22 protein-coding genes are annotated in these 17,010 nt (G+C 71.9%); 1 reads left to right on the top strand and 21 read right to left on the bottom strand.

Annotated features, from left to right (window positions below; translation table 11 throughout):
* Nucleotides 1-227 precede the first annotated feature (227 nt).
* From ACFWXC_RS46245 to ACFWXC_RS46145, 21 genes are all read right to left on the bottom strand, one after another.
* The gene (locus ACFWXC_RS46245; RefSeq protein ID WP_384489094.1) at nt 228-986 is read right to left on the bottom strand and encodes a hypothetical protein; all 759 of its coding nucleotides are present in this window, start codon (nt 984-986) and stop codon (nt 228-230) included.
* Nucleotides 983-1,519, bottom strand: a complete 537-nt coding sequence (locus ACFWXC_RS46240; RefSeq protein ID WP_384489092.1) for a hypothetical protein — start codon at nt 1,517-1,519, stop codon at nt 983-985. The genes ACFWXC_RS46245 and ACFWXC_RS46240 overlap by 4 nt, the downstream gene beginning before the upstream one ends.
* 64 nt (nt 1,520-1,583) lie before the next feature.
* A complete protein-coding gene (locus ACFWXC_RS46235; protein ID WP_384489090.1) occupies nt 1,584-2,075 on the bottom strand; it encodes an XF1762 family protein in 492 nt (163 codons plus the stop codon).
* On the bottom strand, nt 2,072-3,862 hold the full coding sequence (locus tag ACFWXC_RS46230; protein WP_384489088.1) for a type IV secretory system conjugative DNA transfer family protein: 1,791 nt from the start codon (nt 3,860-3,862) through the stop codon (nt 2,072-2,074). The genes ACFWXC_RS46235 and ACFWXC_RS46230 overlap by 4 nt, the downstream gene beginning before the upstream one ends.
* Before the next feature lie 32 nt (nt 3,863-3,894).
* The gene (locus tag ACFWXC_RS46225; RefSeq protein WP_384489086.1) at nt 3,895-4,539 is read right to left on the bottom strand and encodes a DUF317 domain-containing protein; all 645 of its coding nucleotides are present in this window, start codon (nt 4,537-4,539) and stop codon (nt 3,895-3,897) included.
* Between the two features lie 135 nt (nt 4,540-4,674).
* Nucleotides 4,675-5,187, bottom strand: a complete 513-nt coding sequence (locus tag ACFWXC_RS46220; protein ID WP_384489084.1) for a hypothetical protein — start codon at nt 5,185-5,187, stop codon at nt 4,675-4,677.
* A 77-nt stretch (nt 5,188-5,264) separates the two neighbouring features.
* Nucleotides 5,265-6,083, bottom strand: coding sequence for a DUF317 domain-containing protein (locus ACFWXC_RS46215; RefSeq protein WP_384489082.1), 819 nt, complete (start codon nt 6,081-6,083; stop codon nt 5,265-5,267).
* Nucleotides 6,074-6,430 (bottom strand): hypothetical protein, encoded by a 357-nt coding sequence (locus ACFWXC_RS46210; protein WP_384489080.1) that lies wholly within the window; start codon nt 6,428-6,430, stop codon nt 6,074-6,076. The genes ACFWXC_RS46215 and ACFWXC_RS46210 overlap by 10 nt, the downstream gene beginning before the upstream one ends.
* A gap of 29 nt (nt 6,431-6,459) precedes the next feature.
* Nucleotides 6,460-7,260 (bottom strand): DUF317 domain-containing protein, encoded by an 801-nt coding sequence (locus ACFWXC_RS46205; protein ID WP_384489078.1) that lies wholly within the window; start codon nt 7,258-7,260, stop codon nt 6,460-6,462.
* Nucleotides 7,257-7,640, bottom strand: a complete 384-nt coding sequence (locus tag ACFWXC_RS46200) for a hypothetical protein (RefSeq protein WP_384489076.1) — start codon at nt 7,638-7,640, stop codon at nt 7,257-7,259. Before ACFWXC_RS46200 ends, ACFWXC_RS46205 begins: the two co-directional genes overlap by 4 nt.
* A gap of 211 nt (nt 7,641-7,851) precedes the next feature.
* The gene (locus ACFWXC_RS46195; protein ID WP_384489075.1) at nt 7,852-8,502 is read right to left on the bottom strand and encodes a hypothetical protein; all 651 of its coding nucleotides are present in this window, start codon (nt 8,500-8,502) and stop codon (nt 7,852-7,854) included.
* The gene (locus ACFWXC_RS46190; protein WP_384489073.1) at nt 8,499-9,248 is read right to left on the bottom strand and encodes a hypothetical protein; all 750 of its coding nucleotides are present in this window, start codon (nt 9,246-9,248) and stop codon (nt 8,499-8,501) included. Before ACFWXC_RS46190 ends, ACFWXC_RS46195 begins: the two co-directional genes overlap by 4 nt.
* 25 nt (nt 9,249-9,273) lie before the next feature.
* The gene (locus ACFWXC_RS46185) at nt 9,274-9,975 is read right to left on the bottom strand and encodes a hypothetical protein (protein WP_384489071.1); all 702 of its coding nucleotides are present in this window, start codon (nt 9,973-9,975) and stop codon (nt 9,274-9,276) included.
* A 48-nt stretch (nt 9,976-10,023) separates the two neighbouring features.
* Nucleotides 10,024-10,449 (bottom strand): hypothetical protein, encoded by a 426-nt coding sequence (locus ACFWXC_RS46180; RefSeq protein ID WP_384489069.1) that lies wholly within the window; start codon nt 10,447-10,449, stop codon nt 10,024-10,026.
* Nucleotides 10,450-10,549: 100 nt separating this feature from the next.
* Nucleotides 10,550-11,041: a hypothetical protein gene (locus ACFWXC_RS46175; RefSeq protein WP_384489067.1), complete on the bottom strand. Its 492-nt coding sequence runs from the start codon at nt 11,039-11,041 to the stop codon at nt 10,550-10,552.
* 208 nt (nt 11,042-11,249) lie between these two features.
* Nucleotides 11,250-13,049 (bottom strand): hypothetical protein, encoded by a 1,800-nt coding sequence (locus ACFWXC_RS46170; protein WP_384489065.1) that lies wholly within the window; start codon nt 13,047-13,049, stop codon nt 11,250-11,252.
* On the bottom strand, nt 13,046-14,188 hold the full coding sequence (locus ACFWXC_RS46165; protein ID WP_384489137.1) for an AAA family ATPase: 1,143 nt from the start codon (nt 14,186-14,188) through the stop codon (nt 13,046-13,048). Before ACFWXC_RS46165 ends, ACFWXC_RS46170 begins: the two co-directional genes overlap by 4 nt.
* A 194-nt stretch (nt 14,189-14,382) precedes the next feature.
* Nucleotides 14,383-14,604 (bottom strand): hypothetical protein, encoded by a 222-nt coding sequence (locus tag ACFWXC_RS46160; RefSeq protein WP_016572176.1) that lies wholly within the window; start codon nt 14,602-14,604, stop codon nt 14,383-14,385.
* 68 nt (nt 14,605-14,672) lie between these two features.
* Complete coding sequence (locus tag ACFWXC_RS46155) at nt 14,673-15,215, bottom strand: hypothetical protein (RefSeq protein ID WP_384489063.1); 543 nt, start codon at nt 15,213-15,215, stop codon at nt 14,673-14,675.
* The gene (locus tag ACFWXC_RS46150; RefSeq protein ID WP_384489061.1) at nt 15,212-15,907 is read right to left on the bottom strand and encodes a hypothetical protein; all 696 of its coding nucleotides are present in this window, start codon (nt 15,905-15,907) and stop codon (nt 15,212-15,214) included. Before ACFWXC_RS46150 ends, ACFWXC_RS46155 begins: the two co-directional genes overlap by 4 nt.
* 52 nt (nt 15,908-15,959) lie before the next feature.
* Nucleotides 15,960-16,718, bottom strand: a complete 759-nt coding sequence (locus tag ACFWXC_RS46145) for a hypothetical protein (protein ID WP_384489059.1) — start codon at nt 16,716-16,718, stop codon at nt 15,960-15,962.
* A gap of 160 nt (nt 16,719-16,878) precedes the next feature.
* On the opposite strand from ACFWXC_RS46145, the gene ACFWXC_RS46140 reads away from it, so the two are divergent.
* A complete protein-coding gene (locus ACFWXC_RS46140; protein ID WP_384489058.1) occupies nt 16,879-17,001 on the top strand; it encodes a hypothetical protein in 123 nt (40 codons plus the stop codon).
* Nucleotides 17,002-17,010 lie beyond the last annotated feature (9 nt).

Genomic DNA, 17,010 nt, shown 5'->3' with positions numbered 1-17,010 from the left:
GGTGCTGGAGCCGAGCGTGCTCAGACGCACGAGGACAGCGGCTGTCAGCTCCTGGGCCTTGAGTAGGAGAGGGCTGATCTGACATAGCGCGTCGGTGCCGGGGGTGTAGGAGACGTCCCTGACGCGGGTGTGCAGGGCATCAAAGTCATCGGCCAGCGAGTGGAGTTGTCGTCCTTGTTCTGCCAGGTCGAGCGGGGGCATGGCGCAGTGTGGCTCCGGAGGGTCGGTCAGCGGGTTCGAGTGGCTGCCTTCGCGGCGGCGGGGACGGACGCCGGGGTTGTACGGGGCGTCCTGGCGGTGGGCGGGCGGCTGATCGCGGCGGCCAGGGCAGTGGTGCCGGCGGCCGTGAGGCGGACGCGGTCCTGCAGCGATCCGCCGATGTGGGCGGAGGGCGCGGACGTGGGGACGCGTTCGGCCAGGCCGTCCGCTTCCAGCGCCCGCAGCGTGCCGATCAGCACGCGCTCGTCCCGGTAGTGGACGTACTGCCGGCCCAGGGAGTTGGTGGCCACGACGTTCCCGCAGCCGATCTCCCACAAGGCGGTGTGCTGCGTGCTGGTCAGTGGATGCTCCGGAGCGTCAGGGGTGCTCCCACGGCGGTGTCGGACCTCGAAGGCGAGGGTGTCCGCGCAGCTCATCGCCGCTTCGGGTGCCAATGCGGTCAGCATGCGTGCCGTGGGGAGCTGCTGGTCTGCGGAGGCGTTGCTCAGGAAGGCGAGCTGCTGGAGGCGGAGCACCGCGTCCGACAGGTCGTGGCTGCGGAAGAGGCGTTCGTCGGTGACTGCCTTGATGGCGGAGCAGGTCGCGGCGGCGAGGCGCTGCGCGGAGCCCGCGTGGGCGTCGGGGTCCGGCGATGGCCCGGAGCGCAGGAGCCGGTCGAGCATGTCGTTGTGCTGCACGTACTGGTCGGCGAGCAGCAGCAGCCGCTCGACCGGAGTCGGCGGGGCGGCCACGTCGAACAGGAGGCCCTCGTCGGGCGGTGTCGTCATGCTCGCCGCCGGACCGTCGGGGGGTGCCGCGGGGCCGGGGCCGACGGCTTCGCATGGGCTTGCGGTGAGCCGCGGTGCAGGACCTGAGGGCGCGTCGCGACGGAAGCGAGGCGGCGGGACAACTGCTGCGCCACGGTGCGATAGGTGGTCGCGGCGCGTCGCATCTCCTCACCAGCACGGCGAAGTTGATCGGCGCTGGCCGCGGGAGTGGGGTCGGCGTCCTCGGACAGCAGGATCTCGGTGCGGTGATGGATGGCGAGGTTGCACAGTGTCGCGGCGAGCGAGATCTGGGCGCAGGCGCCGGCCAAGTGCGCCAGGGACTCGGCGCCGCCCTCCATCGCGGGGAACTGGCTGACCGCCAGGTCGTGGACCTGGCGCGTGCACTCCACGGCCAACTCGTGCACGCGCAGGCTGAGGGGCGCGATCTCGCGGACAGGCTTGGCGATCTCGCCCTTTCGGATACGTCTGGTCTCGGCGGACAACTCCTTCAGAGTGGGGGAGACCTCGGCGAGCAGGCGGGTGTGTTCGGTCAAGTCGACGATGAGCAGGGCTACTCCGATCCGGACGGTCGCGCTGGGAGACCGGTTCAGGGGTCTGTCAGTTGCTGGGCAGGTTGTCTGCCGACGTCTGATCAGGGGCTTGCCACAGGAAGCGGGCGACGTGGTCGTTGCCGTGGCCGGTCCGGGGCCGGGAGGGGGTGTGCCATCCGGCCCGGGGCGGGCGGCGGGCGATCAGGCGCCAGCCGGCGCCGCGCAAGGACGCGCCGCTCTCGCCTTCCTGGGTGAAGGTGATCAGGCGCCGGTACCCGAGGGCCTTCGCCGCACGCCACGATGCGCCGTAGAGCAGGGAGTTGGCGTTGCGTGCGCCGTCGCTGGCGGTCCGGGTGACTTCGAGGGTGGCGCCGTCGTCGAGGTGGCGGGCGACAGGCCGGCCGACGACGGCGACGGCGCGCAGGATGCCCCTCTCGTCGGCGGCACCGACGGCGAAGATCTGCCCTGCGGGCGGCGGGTGGTGACGGTGCCAGGTCCGCACGAACTCCTTCGCCTGGCGTGAGCGGACCGGCACCAGATGCAGCGGGGTCTCGCTCACGCGGCCTTCTGGAAGTCGGACTGCGTGGGCGTGTGCTTCGCGACGGCGCGGGCGGTGATCGCCTGCGACGCGCGGGCGGACGCCGCGGAAAGTTCCTGCGCGCCGGGCTCCCGGTACCACGGCCGCAGGTCGAGCATGGCGGCGCGCATGCCGGTGGCGAAGCAGAGCGCGGTTCCCTTGGGGAGGGCGCGGATCGCGTCGGCGGGCAGGATTCTTTCCTGCCGCATCGACACCGACGTGCTCTTGCCGGACTCCGAGTGCGACGTGGACGTGGTCTCCACGTCGTGGTCGCCGATCAGGCGGGACAGCTTGTCGGCGAAGTCCGGGTCGTCGATGCCGCTGCCGATCACCTTGACGGTCGAGGCGGACCACATGGCGTCCATGCCCGCGTCTCCCCACACCTTCTGGCCCTGACGGTAGGACTGGAGGATGGTGATCGGGATGATCCCGCGGCTGCCGAGGTGGGAGTACAGGTCCGGGAGGTCCGAGATTTTGCACACGTTGGCGGCCTCGTCGAGGATCGCCAGCATCGGTGGGTCGAGGCGTCCGCCGGCGCGTTCGGCCTGGGCGGTCGCGGCCCGCATCACCGAGTCCGCGCACGCGGCGATCAGTGCCGAGGCTCCGCCTCCGCCGTCCTTGCTGAGCAGGAACAGCGTGTCGGTGGACGTGACGAACTCGGCGGGCCGGAATTCCGGCACGTCCTTCTGCGGGGTCACCCACGCGGCGATCTCCGCGTTCAGGAGGGCGGAGGCGTACTGCCGGGCGGTCTCGTAGATGCCGTCCCTAGTCTCAGGTGGTCCCTCGACCGTGCCCTTGAGCTGGGCGGCGACGGCGGTGAACTGGTGGTCGCGCAGGATGTCGAGCGGGGCGCGGTCGGCGGGGAAAGCGAGCCACTGCATGATGTCGGTGATCGGGCGCTCGTCGAGCGCCGCGGCCAGCAGCAGTTGAGACAGGATGTTGCTGCCGGCCTTCGACCAGAAGTCGCCCTGCTGGGAGGCGTCCACGGAGGCGGCGAGGAAGTGTCCGGCGAGCCGGTTCGCCCCGTCCAAGGTTGTCGCGGAGGCGAGGGGGTTCCACCACATCTCGCGGGCCGCGTGCGCGATCTGCTGCGGGTCCATGGTCCACACCGTCCCCGCCCGGGCCCGTGCCTCGTAGGCGGTGGTGAAGGCGTCGCCGGCGGCCTTGTTCGACGTCAGCAGGACCGGGCCTGGCGCGCCGAGCATGGAGGGGATGGCGAGCGAGGTGGTCTTGCCGGACCGGGGTGCCATGATCGCGACGGCGACGTCCTCGAACCCCATGCGCACCTCATGCCGGCTGGCCTGCAGGTTGCCGAGGAGGATGCCGGTGTCCTTCGCGGCGATGTGCTTGGTGTCCTTCAGGCTGGGGCGCAGGGAGCGGGCTTTGTCGGTGATCGCCTTGGCCATCAGCGGCTCGATGTCCCGGGCCTTGGCCATGTCGGTGATCTTCTTCCGGCCGCCGCTTCGGTTCCTGTGCCGGGCCGACAGGACGCCCGCCCCCGCCCCGAGGGCGAGGAACAGGAGAACGGGGACGATGCGGGCGCCGATCAGCAGGGACGTTTCGCCTGCGGCGGGCCAGACCTGCTCGGGATGGAGCAGGGCGTTGGTCGGCTGGTACGGGGCCCAGTTGGTGCCGGTGAGGTAGGCGGTGATGTTGCCGGACAGCCAGGCCAGGTGGGACAGGGGGATGACGACGGCGAGCACGCCGAGCAGGAGGCGCAAGGCGAGGTCGTATCCGTCGGTGTTGCTGCTGGAGGAGGGAGGGCGCAAGGGCTATGTGCTTCCGGGCGGGGAAAAGTGGGTCAGCGGCTGCGGCCGTGCCGGGGCGGCGCCTGCCGTGAGGGGACCGGTGCCGTCGGCGTGGGGGTGTGCCGGGCAGCGAGGGAGTGGACGCGATCTTCCAGTGCGCTGGCGATGTACGCGGCGAGCACGCTGGTGGTCTTGCGGGTGACGACGGCCGGGTCGAGGGTCGGCAGATGGCGCCCGTTGTCGGTGCGGTGCACGGGCTTCGGGTCGGCGAGCGCGGCGGTGAACGCGGCGACGAGGCGCGGCGGGGCGTAGGCGCCGAAGCGGGCCTCCCAGACCCGCTGGTGAAGGCCGAGGGTGACGGTGGTGGACCAGGCTCCCGGCTCAGCCGGTGTTCGCAGCCGCTCGACGTACGCCGTCTTGTCGGGGGACGCGAGGCCGTTGTCGCCGTACGGTGACCAGCCGGCCTGGTGGAGCGCTCCGTACGGGTCGCACGGCGCGTCGGCGGCTGGGGCCGCATCGGCGAGGGCGTCGGTGACGGCGGCGATCAGTTCGACGGGGGTGCGGGCGCCGAAGCGCGCGTACCAGGCAGGACGGTTCGGCTCGGCGGCGTGGTGCAGGGTCCACCACGGGTCGTCGGGGTTGGGTTCCAGGCGCAGGAGGGCCTTCTGGCCGGGGCTGGAGAGCAGGACGCGCGGCATCAGGGGGTCGTCGCCGTAACTCCATCCGCAGGCGCGGTGGAGGGGGACGGTGATCCAGGCGGGGTCGTCCCCCGCCGGCGAGGTGGCGCGGGGTGATGAAGTCGACCTCGACGGTCTCGGGAGCCGGGGGCATCGTCACGTCCGTGCCGCGGTGCGCCGGGCGGGTGCGAGGGCCGGGGTGGGGGCCAGGGGCGAAGGGGCCTTGCGGGCTGCGGTGTTGATTTCCCGGAGCGCCTTGCCGTGGGTGGCCCAGTCGTCGAGGTAGGTCCACGATTCGGCGTGATGTTCGGTGAGGGCGTCGTCGAAGTCCGGCGTGCCGGGCTTGGCGGTGGCAGGGAGGGTGTCCCGGGTGGTCAGCCACTGCGCGTGCAGTTCGTCGAGGCGGTCGAGGGCCGTGTGCAGGACGCCCAACTGGTAGACCCAGCGGCTCTGCACGGTGTTCTCCGGTAGCTGGGTCAGCTGTGTCTCGGCCGTGGCCAGCAGGTGCCGGGTGCCGTAGCGGACCGTCTCGAACGCCTCGGCGGTGTCGGCGTCGCGCTGGCTCGCGCGTATGCCGTAGGCGAGGTCGTCATGGGGCCAGCCGTCGAGATCAGTGTGCTCGTCGGAGTAGATGTCCCAGGCGTCACGGATCTTCTTGCTGTCGCGCACGTAGTGGTCGAGGCGGCGCAGAAGGTCGCGGTGTGCGTCGTGGTCGAAGAGGGAGATGGGCGGGGTGTCCTTCCAGGTCAGCGGCGCGCCGGTGTCCGGGTGGCGTCTGTGGCAGGGGGCGTGGCGGACCGGCTGTGCTGGCGCCGGGCGGCGCCCGCCCGGGCCCGGATCGCGTCAAGCCGGGCGGTGTGTGTCTCGACCACCTGCTTGGGGGTGAGCGGGCTGGGCTCCTGGACGACGCTGTAGTGGGCGGTGCGATCGTGCATGCCGCGCTGCAGGGGGCTGGGGTCGGCGAGCGCGGTGACGAAGGCGTTGACCAGTGGCCGGGGTGTGCGGACGGCGAACCGGGCCTCCCACAGGCGGGGACCGAAGCGACCTCGATCGGGATCGCGCACCTCTATGTGCCAGGACACCTCGGAGTCGTCGCGCTCCTCGGCACGCCGTTCAACGCGGCACGTTCCGTCCGGCGAACTGGCCGCGCCCTGGGCATCGATGAGCCAGCCCACGGCGTCGAGCACGTCCAAAGGGGTGGTGTCTGCCGGGGGCGGCGAGGTGACGAGGGCGTCGGTGAGTCCGCAGATGATCTCGGCAGGGGCGAGTTCGCCGAAGTAGGCGTACCAGCCGTGTTCGTTGTCCGTGGGTTCCGCCCACAGCCGCCACCAAGCGAACATGCCGGCTCCCGGATCGAAGCCGATGCTGTAGCGGTGGTCGGGGCTGGTGAGCACCATCTCGGGGCTGAGTGGGTCGGAGGTGCGCTGCCATCCGGCGACGGCCAGCCCGTGGGTGATGTGCCGTGCGTCGCCGGGACCGGCGAGATGGCGGGGGCTGGTGTCGAAGGGGATCTGCCAGGCGTGTTTGTCGGCGAAGGCGGCGAGTTGTCGTTCGCTCAGCGGCACGGGCGGGACTCCTGCTCGCTTGCCGGTGAACTGCCGTACAGGTCGCGGAGATCGTCCAGCACGTAGTGGAGGGTGTGCTGGTCGGTCAGTTCCCACGCGGCCGTGCGCAGCTCGGTGATCAGGAGGTCGCCCTGCGGGCTGCGCGGTGTGTCCGGGTTCTCCTGTACGGCGCGGGCGAGGGCGCGCAGCGTGTCGGCGAACTGGACGGGCAGGCCCGTGTACTCGTCGAGGAGGGGCTCGACGAGGGCGAGGGCCTCTGCGGGGTCGGGGTTCTCCCGCAGGTAGTCGGTGAGGTCCGCGAGCGTTTCGGTCAGGGTACGGATGGTGTCCGGGGTGAGTGCGGGCATCGGGCTCCTGGGGGTTGGAGGTGTCGTGGTCAGCGGCGGGTGCGGGCGCCGCCGGCCGTGGTGTAGGGACGGGCGCTGGTGCGCGGCCGGGCGCTCTGCGTGCCGCTGCGGGCCCAGGTGGCGGCTCGGGCGGCGGTGATGCGGGCCTGCTGCCATGCGCTGAGCTGGGAGGGCTTCACGGACACCGACCAGGTGCGGATCTGGGCGCTCGCCGGGACGCGTCCGCGCGGGCGCATCACGGGGTCCGGGCTGGCGAGTTCCGTGGCGAAGGCTTGCACCAGGTGCATCGGGGTGTTCGGCGTGAAACTGGCCGTCCAGCCGTTGCCCTGCTGGTCCTGCGCTCCGGTCCACCACATCGTGGCCCCGTCAGGGCTGTGCCAGTACTGCATGGACGCGGTGCCGTCGGGGCTCGTCGCCGTGTAGTCCTGGCCCTCGAAGCGCGTGTGCCAGTGCCGTTCCTGCAGCGGGGCCCAGACGTTGGGGGCGTGGGCGGAGCGGGGGCGGGTGAGGGTGTCGGTCATACCGGCGACGATCTCCACCGGGGTCTGCTGGCCCAGGTGGGCGGACCACTCGCCGTTTGCCCCGTCCGCCCGGCCGTGGATGGTCCATCCGCCGGGGAGGATGTAGGGGTCGTAGGCGATGCGCACGGTGCGGTCCGGGCGCTCCATGCGTAGGGGGCCGCCCCTCTTGGACGTGTCCCGCCAGCCGGAGGCACGCAGGAACTCCGAGACGTGCCGGACGTCGCCGCCGGCCAGGGCGCGGGGCTGGACGAGGTAATGCTGCTCGGCCTGCTCACCGGAGCCCCGGTCCTGCCACTGCTTCCTCTTCACCTGTGACGCCGTACGACGAGCGGTACGGGTGCTGGGGGCTTCGCCACCGTGGCGGCGGGCTGGGTGCCGGCGCGCCGAAGGGTGTCCTTGTGTTCGTCCAGGTCGAGGCTGATGTCGCCGAGTTCGTTCGAGGCGCGGCCCAGGGCGAGCCACACCTCCGCGGGGAGTGCGCCTAGCTCTGCCTGGTTCTTGGCGAACATGCTGCCGGTGGCGACGAGGTGGGTGACGCCGCCGAGGACTCCGTTGTCCGGGTCGAGGACGCGGGCGATGACCTGGGCGGCCTGGGGCGGGGGAAGCTGAGAGAGGTGGTCGGCGAGCTGGCCGAGCTGGCGGGTGATCTCGTCGGCCAGTCTCACTGGGTAGGGGGCGGGGTGGGACATGCTCCTCCGGGTGGGTTGACAGCCGTTGGTCGTGACGCGGTCCGACGCGCTGTGTCTCGGCGAGGACGTCCTCCGCCCGGCGGAGAGGTGCGGTCGGGGCCGGCCGGAATGCAGGCGCGCAGGTAACGGCGGAAGAGGGCCGTGGCGAGTCGGGGCTTGAGCCGGTTGCTGATCGGCGGGGGTGTGCGGGGTACGGCGGGCTTCTCCGGGGTCAACGGCGACGGGATGCCGCGGGCTGGGCGCGGCCCGGCGGTGGTGAGGCAGTGCCCGGCTGCTGCGCAGGGCGTGCGGCGTGGTTGCGGGCGTGGAGGATGTCCCGCGCGGCCACGCTCAGGGAGTCGGTGATCCTTCCGAGTCGCGCGATGGGATCGGGCTCCCCGGCGGGCACGGCTCCCGAGAAGCCGCTGGCGGTGATCCAGGCGTGGACGACGACCTCTCTGGCGAGGGGCAGCAGCCCGTGGACGGGGGCAGCGACCTCGGTCAGGACCTCGGCCACCTCGCTGCCGGGTGTGGCGGCTGCGGCGCGCTCGGCGAGCCCGGCCAGGTAGCGCAGGGCGGCCTCACGTTCACCGTCCGGTGCGACCAGCATGTTCAGCGTGGGGTCGAGGTGGACGCTGTGCCCGGCGGCGAGCAGGGCGTGCGAGGCTGCGGTCGCCTTCAGTCGCTGCTGCTCGACGGGCAGGCCGTGGGGAAGCCGGTGATAGTCCCCGCGCGGTCCGGGAGCGGAGAGGAAGCCGCCCGTTCGCTGAAGGATGTCCGCGGCCTTTTCGGTGCCGCCGATGGCCACGACCAGGTCGGTGCGGGGGTCCTTGGTGATGGTGACGTACTCCAGCACCCAGAAGTCGGGCTCCGTCTGTTTCACCGAGACCGGGTGGCCGGCGTACGGGGACCGGCCGGGACGGGCGCCACGGACGCGGGCGCGGCGGTGGGCGCGGTGCGGCCTGCGGGATGCTGCAGTGCCGTGCCGATGCCGAGCGCGTCGAGGGACGGGCCGATCTCGCGCAGGGCGCGGGCTTGGGCCTGGGTGTCGTCGCCACGCAGCCGGTAGATGCCGCTCTGCGGGTCCCGGACGAAGCCGTGGGATGTGAGGACCGCGCTGGCGCGGTCGTCGGCGGGGGCGGTGGCGATGCTGCCGTCCGTCTGCCAGGTCAGGACGACCCGGTCCGGCTGCGAGGGCTGGATGCCGCCCAGGGCGTTGTGGCGGACCTGGGCAAGGGCAGCGTCGTAGCGGCTGAGCAGGTCGCCGGCGACCTGCTCGGCGCTGAGGAACGGGTCATCGGCCAGGGCGATGCCGTTGGGCTCGGGAACGGCGAGGAACGCAACGTCCGGCAGGGCGGCCGGGGCGACGGCGGCGATGAGGAAGCCGTCGCGCTCGTCGTACCGGTCGAGGAGGACGAGCTGGGCGCCGTCGGGCCGGCTCAGGAGGGCGGCCTGCTGCAGGGGGTGCTCGGCGAGACAGGCGGCGACCAAGTCCAGGTCCCATATGCGGTCGGCGAGGTCGTCCTTGGCGTCCGGCTCCAGGTAGGAGCTGGTCCAGGTGTCGGGGAGTTCACCGGCGAGGACGTCGGCGTACGAGGCGAGGCGTTCGGAGGTGTCGTGGTCGTGCATGGTGTCCTTGGGCAGTTGCAGGGGGTCAGCGGCGCAGGCGGGTGGCACTGACGGGCGGTGGTGCCGGGGCCGGCAGTGCACGTGGCGGTGGTGGGCAGGCGCACACCGCGGAGCGTTCGGTCTCGTGGTCGGGAACCTGTTCGGTGCAGGCCCGGCGGCCGGGGTGAGGGGTGTACCGGTCGGCCAGCCGCTCGCGGGTGTGTGCGAGGTCGGAGCGGATGACGCGTATGTATTCGTCGGCGAGGTAGCGCAGGCGCCGGGCGGTGTAGGGATCGGCCGGGTTGCCGAGGCCGTCGAAGAACTCCGCCAGGGCGCCAAGGGTGTCATCCAGCCCGGCGAGGACGCCGTCGTGAGGCGCCGTGAGTTCGGTGAGGATGGCGGCTGCGTCGTCGGTGTCGGTGGCTTCCCGGAGACGCTCGGCGAGGTGGGAGACCGAGGCGCCGAGGGTGGGATAGCGGACGGGTCGGGAATCGGAGTGGAAGAGAGGGTCGCAGTCGACGTGGTATCCGGCTGCCCGCAGGCGTGCGACGGCGTTGGTGGCGAGTCGGGCCTCGTCGTCTTTGGCGAGGGCGGCGGGGGCCCGGTGGTAGGTCTCGTGGAGGCGGACGACGGCGATGAAGCCCGCGCGCTGGAGGATGCTGTGTGCCTCGGAGTCGCCGCCCCGGGCGAGGAGTTCGTCGGAGTGCGGGTCGCGGCGGATGTCCAGGAAGCGGTCAGTACGGGGCAAGGAGTCGTTTCTCCTACGGAGAGCGTTGGGCGTTGTACTGGCCGGCGATCACCGGCCGCTTCGGATGTCGGCGATGTGCACGAGCTGGCCCAGGGCGGTGGTGGTGTACCAGCCGCAGTCGATCAGCTCGTCGCGGCCGGCGAACCGTGCCAGGAGCGTCTCCTCCATGGCCCGCAGGTGGATCAGGCAGTCCGGGCAGCGGCGCGTCAGGTGTACGAGGTAGCGGGGGTGAGCGGTGACGTAGGACTGGGCGCCGCCGGTCGCATCCCGCAGCCGCCACCCGTCCTCGTCGGTCGGGGTGTGCCAGGACGGGGCCACGACGCCCATCGCGTCACCCCACAGTTCGCCGCCGGCCACCCCCTTCAGGACGACGACGGTGTCACCGGCCTGGAAGTGGGCGTGGGTGATGTCCCGGTCGGGTGTGAGCGGGTCGGGCGTCGGCGCGAACGCCGAGGTGGGCGGGGGCTGGGACATGAGTTCCTTCCACGCGATTGCTTGGCGGGGTGAGAACATCAATGGTCCGGAGGAACGCCGGTTTGGCTAACCGGCGTTCCCCGGCTATGTTGCCCCGCCGTCAGCGGAAAGGATTCTCCGTCCCGCGGTCCGCCTCACCCGCTGCGTCGAGGAGTTCGAGCAGGTCAGTGCCGCCGGCGTCGCGCTGATCGATCCACCATCCGGCACGGGTGACGGCGCGGGCCTTCTCCTCCAGCTCCGCCCAGTCCGCCTCGTCCCACGTGCCCTCTACGACGAGCGCGGTGTACGCGGCCGTCATCAGCTGGTGGCGGGACCGCTCACCCCAGTCCAGGGCCCTCTCCGAGCCCTCCAGCTGTGGCATGCCGAACTGCTGCGCCCACGCGACGGCCGCTTCCTGCTCCTCGGCCCGCTTGCGAGCGAGCCACTCCTGCTTGGACTCGGAGTCGGCGTCGTGCGCTGCCTTCCAGCAGTCGGTGCAGTCCTTCGACGCGAGCCAGCGGGCGAAACCCGCCCGCTGGTCAGCAGGACGATGCGACAGATCGTGATCCACGCTGTGGGAGCAGGCGTGCTTCACGGTCCAGTGCGTACGCACCCCCGGGGAATTCCGTTTGATGGGCGTTACGTTCGAGGTCGGGCTGCTGGTCTGGGGCTTCAAATCGAGTGCATTTCGTTGGCGGTTGGGGTGGTGGCCTGCGTCGTTGCGGAGGGTCGTGCATCAGATGCACGCTTCATGCGGCCGGCGGAGGTGGTCTGGAGTGCTTGGCGGTGGTCTCGGGGACGCTTCCGCCTTCTGCGTCGTCTCAGCGTGTCCTGCGGATGGCGTCTGTGGCCGCCGTGGCGATGGCGACGGGAGCGCTGGAGGGCTGGGGCAGGTGCAGCAAGGTGGTCCCCGGCAAGTGGTGGGACTCCGCGGTGAGGGTGAGCTGGAGTACGGCGCAGCCGGCGGTCGTGAGCTGCTTGACACGGGTGACGGCTTGAGCGGTTTCGTCGCTGCCGTACCGGGCGTCGGTGACGATCACGAGGAGGCGGCCGGCGCCGGGGCGGCTGAGTTCGAGGCCGTGGTCGAGTGCGTCGATGGCGTCGCCGAGGTTGTGGTGGCCGCCGTTGGCATCGAACGTCGTCACGCGCTCTGGTGCTCGGTGGGTGGGTCGGGTCAATGCGGTCAGGTGCATGTCGTAGGCGATGGTGGCGGTAAGGGAGTCGGGGTCGGTCAGGGCTGCTGCGCGTGCCATGATCCAGGCGGCGGACGCGACGGGCGCGCAGGCGGCACGCATGGAGCCGGAGACGTCGACGGCGATACCCACACGCAGCGGTGGGGTGGGGGAGTTCCGGCGGCGGGTGTGGGTGAACGGTTCCGTGGTGGGGACCGACCCGGCCGCGCGCTGGGCGTCGCGGGCGAGGGCCGCGCGCATGTTGAGGCGGCCGGGCGGGGTGGGGCTGGTGGTCCGCTCCTCGGTCCGCTCGCGGTAGGCGGCGGCACGCAGGGCGCGGCTCAGGCGCGCGGCGGCACTCTGTTCGGCGGCGGTGGGCCTGCGGGTGCCGGTGACCGGGTTGCCGTAGGGCGCAGGTGTGCCGTCGGGGGTGACGGTGGTGCCACGGGCGTTGAAGACCGACTTGGCGGTGGCGGCGGCTTTGCGTCGCTGGCCGGCCCGCTGGGCGCGGTCCTGTGCCTGCGCCTTGGACTGCGCGGCCATGGCGTTGGTCGCTGCGGCCTGTGCCGCGAGGTCGGCGGCGTCGGTGGCTGCCGTGCTGTCCATGACGACCCCCACGGCGCCGGACAGCAGGTCGGTGAGGTTCTCCGGCACGGGCAGGGCGGGGGCCGCGGTGTCCAGAGCGTCGCACCATTGTTGAGCGTGCGCGAGCATGGTCGTGGCGTCGTGGTCGGCGCACTGGTGGGCTGCGGTCCAGATGCGGGTGAGGGTGGCCAGCAGGTCTGCGCCCAGCACCTTTTCGCACAGATCGGCGACGGCCCGGGTCTCGCCGGCGTCCAGGATGCCGACGTCACGGCGGCCGAGGATCAGGGCCGCCACGGCGGCGGCGTGCTCGATGCCCTGGAGGGTGGGGTGGGCGATGTCGGGCATGACCAGGGTTCGGGCACTGGTGCGCAGGTACGTGCGGTCCGTGGGCCGCGTGATCAGGTGTGCGCCTTCGACACGGCTCTCCTCCAACAGGAGCGCGGCCTCGACGACACGGGGGTCCGCTCCGGCAGGCTGTGTCCAGACGGAGTGGGCCGCGTGCGCGGCCTCGTGGACGAACACTCCCCAGGCGGCGGGATACCGGTCCTCGTCGCCCACGATCCGCGGACTGATCTCGTGGGGCTGGAGGGGGGCGAACAGGCCGGCGTCGAACTCGACCTCGCCCAGAGTGGGGAAGAACGCGGCCGGTGCGCCGCTGCGCGTGCCGGGGCGGCAGGTGACGAGGAGGTCCTGGCGGCCGGAGAGGGCGACCAGCCGATCGCCGAGTTCGGCTCCCACGCGCAGCCACGCGTCCGGGGAGGAACGGGGTTGCGCGGGCGGGGCTCCGTCGTCGTCCCATCGCGCGAGGTCGGCGTCGTCGTCCGGCGCGGTGGCGGGGGACTGGACGTGGTGGTGGGCGCTCATCGCGAGCGGCCCCGGTGCGCGGAGCCGGTGCTGCCCGGGGGCTGCCGGACGGCCGAGGCGGAGAGCTGCTTGCCGAGGGTGAGGGGAGCGACCTCCTTGACGCTGGCAGCCTTGATGACGGCAGCGGCGACGGCGTCGCGATCCTCCACAGGAGCGATGCCGACGAGGTTCGCGAGCGCGGCCTTGGTGCCGAGGACGGCCTCGGTCTTCTGGTAGCTGAGCAGCTCTCGCAGTTGGGGGGCCCAGCCCAGCTCGCCGAGTTCGACCTGGTGGGCGAGGTGTCGGGCGACCCGGACAACCCGTGCATCGATCCTCAGCGCCAGGGCGAGGTCATAGTCCGTGCCGATCTGGATCTGCACGCTGAACCGGCTCGCGAGCGCCTCCGTCAACACCGCGCCGTGGACGCCGGGATTGTGGCCCGCCACCACGTAGAAGCCCGGCTCGGCCTTGATGGTCTCGCCCTTGTGGGCCTTGACCTGGATCTGCCTGCGCCCGTCCATCGCGGGATACAGCGCCGCCAGGACCTTCGGTGAGATCAAGGTGGCATCGTCGATCAGCAGGGCGCGGCCCTCGGTCATCGCGGTGACCAGCGGACCGTACTGGAAGACGTAGGCTCCCGCGTCGTCCTGCGTGTACTCGCCGATCAAGTCGCCGACCGTGGTGTCGCCGTCACCGGCGACGGTGAGCAGGTCCGGGAACGCCGCCTCGACCAGACTCGTCTTGCCGGTGCCCGGAGGGCCGTAGAGCAGCACCGGCACGTCGGCGTCGCGCAGGCGATTCAGCGCCTCGACGTCGGGCAGATCGGCCAGCTCCCGGGGGTGGTAGAGCTGGCCCCCCGCGCGGCGGATCGGGCCGGTCTGCCTGGGCGTGGTTGCGGCGGGAATGGTCGTGCGGGCCGTGGCCGCCTGGGCGCGGGGAGAGTGGGTGCCCGGTGGGCTGATCACAGCGGTCTGCGCGGCTGCGGCGGTTTTCGCGTTCGCGCGGAACTCCGGTTGTCCGGTTCCGCTTTGTCCGGCCTCGCCGCGTCGCACCAGGGTGAGGGCGGCGTTGCGGACGGCGCCGTGGGAGTGGCCCAGCTGCCTGGCCATGTCCCCGATGGTGAGCGTGTCCGCCGGCCGGTCGGCCAGCAGTCGGGCCACCTTGGCCCGTAGTTCACCGCCCTTGGTGCGCGCTGGACTGGTAGGCGGTCCGGGTGTGGTCAAAACGAGGGTCCTTCAACAGGTGCGGGTGCGGGTTGGGTTGGCGATGCGCCGGAGAGGCTGGCCGCTCTCGGAGCGGATCACGGACTGTGCCGACATCGGCGACCGGGCCCACCGGGGCGTACCGTCGGCGCTCACCGGCCGACCGAGGGCTCGGTCCAGGTGCAGGGGATGGCCGGCGACGAGCAGCTCGCTGGCTGCCGAGCAGGCCCGTGCGTCCGCTCCGTACCGGGTTCCGTCGCTCGGCAGGCGCAGCCTGGCGTCTCTTCGAAGCCGGCCTGGAGCAGGATCCGCCGGGCGGCGGCGTTGTAGCCGGTGGTGGTGATCTCGCCGGTGATGGTGTGCCGGATCGTCATGAACGGCTCTGCTGGTGCTTCGGGCAAGGCGGATCTCCTATCGGTGGCGGCAGTTGATGCCGGGGGTGTCAGGGACGGCGGCGTGAGGGTTGGATGCCGCCGGCGTCAGCGGCCCGGCTGTGCTGTCCGACGACGGATGTAGAGGAGGGTCCCGAGGTCTGCTCCGGCCCGGCGAGCGGGCTGGTGACGGCCTCAAGCGCACAGTGGAGGCTGCGCAGGGCGGCGGCGTGGCCGAGCGTGACGGCCAGCTGGCTCTCGACGGGGGCGGCGGTGCCCGGGCGGGGCGTGAGCCGGTGGGCGTCGGCGAGGCCGCTCAACGCCGTACTCAGATGAGTGGCCGCGCGGTTGCTGTGTGCGAGAGCGGCGGCCAGCTGGCCCAGGTACGCGCGTCCCGCGCTGGTTGCCGCGAGGGGGCTGTCGGCGGTCTGGCGCAGATCCGCGACGAGACCGGAGAACAGGTTGTACACGGTGACCAGCTGTTGCAGCACGGGCACGAGTGCCGCCTGCGCGCTGCCGGTCTGCGGCGGGACCAGGCTCGCGGGAGCAGTTGTGATGCGGCGCTGCCAGGTGTTCAGGCGGCTGCGGACGAACTCGTCGTCGGTCGGAGTCATCGCCGTTGCCCCCTGCGCGGTGCGGCGGGGGCGTGGGGCGGGTAGGTGCGCGGGCCGTCGGGTGAGGGGATGGTGATGTGGAAGCCCTGGAGCCGGAGGCGGTGCACGCTGATGATCAGCTGGCGCCGGGCCGCCGTGTCGGTGAGAGAGTCCGGAAGGTGGCATTCACCGGTAGCCGGGTCGAGCAGGAACCCGCCGCGGACGAGCAGTTCGCTGACGGCGCCGAGGTAGCCGGTGCGGATCCGCGGGCGCCGGCGCTCGTCGAGGGCGACGTGGACCTGGAGGTGCCCGGGACTGCTGCGCCGGATCGCAGTGGGCGCAGCGAGGCGGTAGCCGGTCAACAGCCGCCGGCGCAGCCTGGCCGCGGCGCGGACGGGGTCGGCAGGGACGGCGATTCCACGCGGGGCGCGCAGGCCCGTCACGTGCTGGTGGCTGGTATTGGCGGGCAGCATCGGCAGCGCCAGGTACTCGCCCAGGCGATGGGGGCGGGGCATGACGTACAGCTGCAGGCCCCAGTGGTGGGTGAGCACGCTGCGCTGGATGCTGTCCGTGCCGAACGAGGCGTACGGCAGGGGGCCGCTGTCCCAGATCCGGTCGCTGGCCGGGTCGGTGGCGATGGGCACCGCGGCCGGGTCGGGCTGCCAGCCGGGCAGACGGTCGGCGAGCGCGCGGGTGAACTCCGTTATGTGCAAGGGCGATTCCTCAACCAGCGAGGCGTTGGGGTAACAGGTCGCGTCGGGGCGGTCAGGCATGGGCGTCGGTACGCCGGCAGGTGTAGCCGATCAGTGTCGACTTGCCCGGCGTGGTCGGGACGGTGGCAGCGTCGGAGCAGGTGAACGTGTAGGTGAAGAAGGGGGAGTTGGTGGTGCCGAGCCAGGCACGGTCGTCCTTGCCGGGGATGATCTCCAGCCCCGGGGCGACGGCGTCGCGCTGGGTGTGCGTGTGGGAGAAGACGACGAGGGCCTGGCCGTCGGTGGTCTTGAGCGCGTAGCTGTCGGGGTACTGGGTGGCGTCCAGAGCGAAGCGGGTGGTGCCGCGGGTACCGAACTTGGTGCCGGTCTCGTCGTGGACCTTGATCTGGCGGGCGGACGCCTGGGAGGAGTCGAAGACCTTCTTGCCGCTGATGTCGCCGCCGGTGGCGAAGTTGTCGCCGACGGCGGTGCGCAGCACGTCGACGGGGGCGGCCACGTTCTGGGCGGAGGTGGCGTCCACGGCGGTGGCGTAGCCCTGGCCGTCCAGGGCGATCTCCGGCAGCTTCTTGGGGTCGTCGAGGTCGACGGCGGCGACCATCTCCCACCGCTTCGCCTTCGCCTGCTTAGCCATGACCATCACGCGGGTGTACTGCTTCTTCTTGCCGCTGCGGCTGACGGCGACGAACCACCTGGGCTGGCCGGCGCTGACGCGGGGAATGTAGACGTCGGTGGCGTCCAGGTCGTACGACCAGGGCTTGTACGTCTCGCGGTCGGCCTTGGGCAGGCCCTCGTTCTCCTTGTAGTCCGCCACCGACTGCGCGTACAGCGGGCCGTCCTCGACGGTGTCGAGGATGCTGCGGCTGGAGTGCGCGTTGGCCTCGTTGTTGATCTTGGAGTAGCGGGCGATCTGGGCGAGGGCCTCCTTCTTCGTCAGCGCCGGCTCGGCGGTCGGGGCCGGGGAGGTGGTGCGGGTGGCCTTGGCTGGGGTGCTCGTGGCGGAGGAGGTGGTGCTGCACGCGGACGCGGTGAGCGCGACGGACAGAGCGGTGAGCAGGACAGCGGCCTGGCGGGCGGTGGTGTGCGACGGGATGTGAGTGCTCCAG

Source organism: Streptomyces sp. NPDC058683, from assembly GCF_042716195.1.
Classification (GTDB): domain Bacteria; phylum Actinomycetota; class Actinomycetes; order Streptomycetales; family Streptomycetaceae; genus Streptomyces.
The sequence above is the reverse complement of the archived record's forward strand: the minus strand, read 5'-3'. Positions and strand labels throughout refer to the sequence as shown.

Excerpts from the sequence above, each read along its gene's own strand:
- ACFWXC_RS46200 (WP_384489076.1), bottom strand. The coding sequence starts at position 7,640 with ATGTCCCACCCCGCCCCCTACCCAGTGAGACTGGCCGACGAGATCACC.
- ACFWXC_RS46245 (WP_384489094.1), bottom strand. The coding sequence starts at position 986 with ATGACGACACCGCCCGACGAGGGCCTCCTGTTCGACGTGGCCGCCCCG.
- ACFWXC_RS46180 (WP_384489069.1), bottom strand. The coding sequence starts at position 10,449 with ATGTCCCAGCCCCCGCCCACCTCGGCGTTCGCGCCGACGCCCGACCCG.
- ACFWXC_RS46210 (WP_384489080.1), bottom strand. The coding sequence starts at position 6,430 with ATGCCCGCACTCACCCCGGACACCATCCGTACCCTGACCGAAACGCTC.
- ACFWXC_RS46170 (WP_384489065.1), bottom strand. The coding sequence starts at position 13,049 with ATGAGCGCCCACCACCACGTCCAGTCCCCCGCCACCGCGCCGGACGAC.
- ACFWXC_RS46225 (WP_384489086.1), bottom strand. The coding sequence starts at position 4,539 with ATGCCGCGCGTCCTGCTCTCCAGCCCCGGCCAGAAGGCCCTCCTGCGC.
- ACFWXC_RS46155 (WP_384489063.1), bottom strand. The coding sequence starts at position 15,215 with ATGACTCCGACCGACGACGAGTTCGTCCGCAGCCGCCTGAACACCTGG.
- ACFWXC_RS46190 (WP_384489073.1), bottom strand. The coding sequence starts at position 9,248 with ATGCACGACCACGACACCTCCGAACGCCTCGCCTCGTACGCCGACGTC.
- ACFWXC_RS46160 (WP_016572176.1), bottom strand. The coding sequence starts at position 14,604 with ATGACGATCCGGCACACCATCACCGGCGAGATCACCACCACCGGCTAC.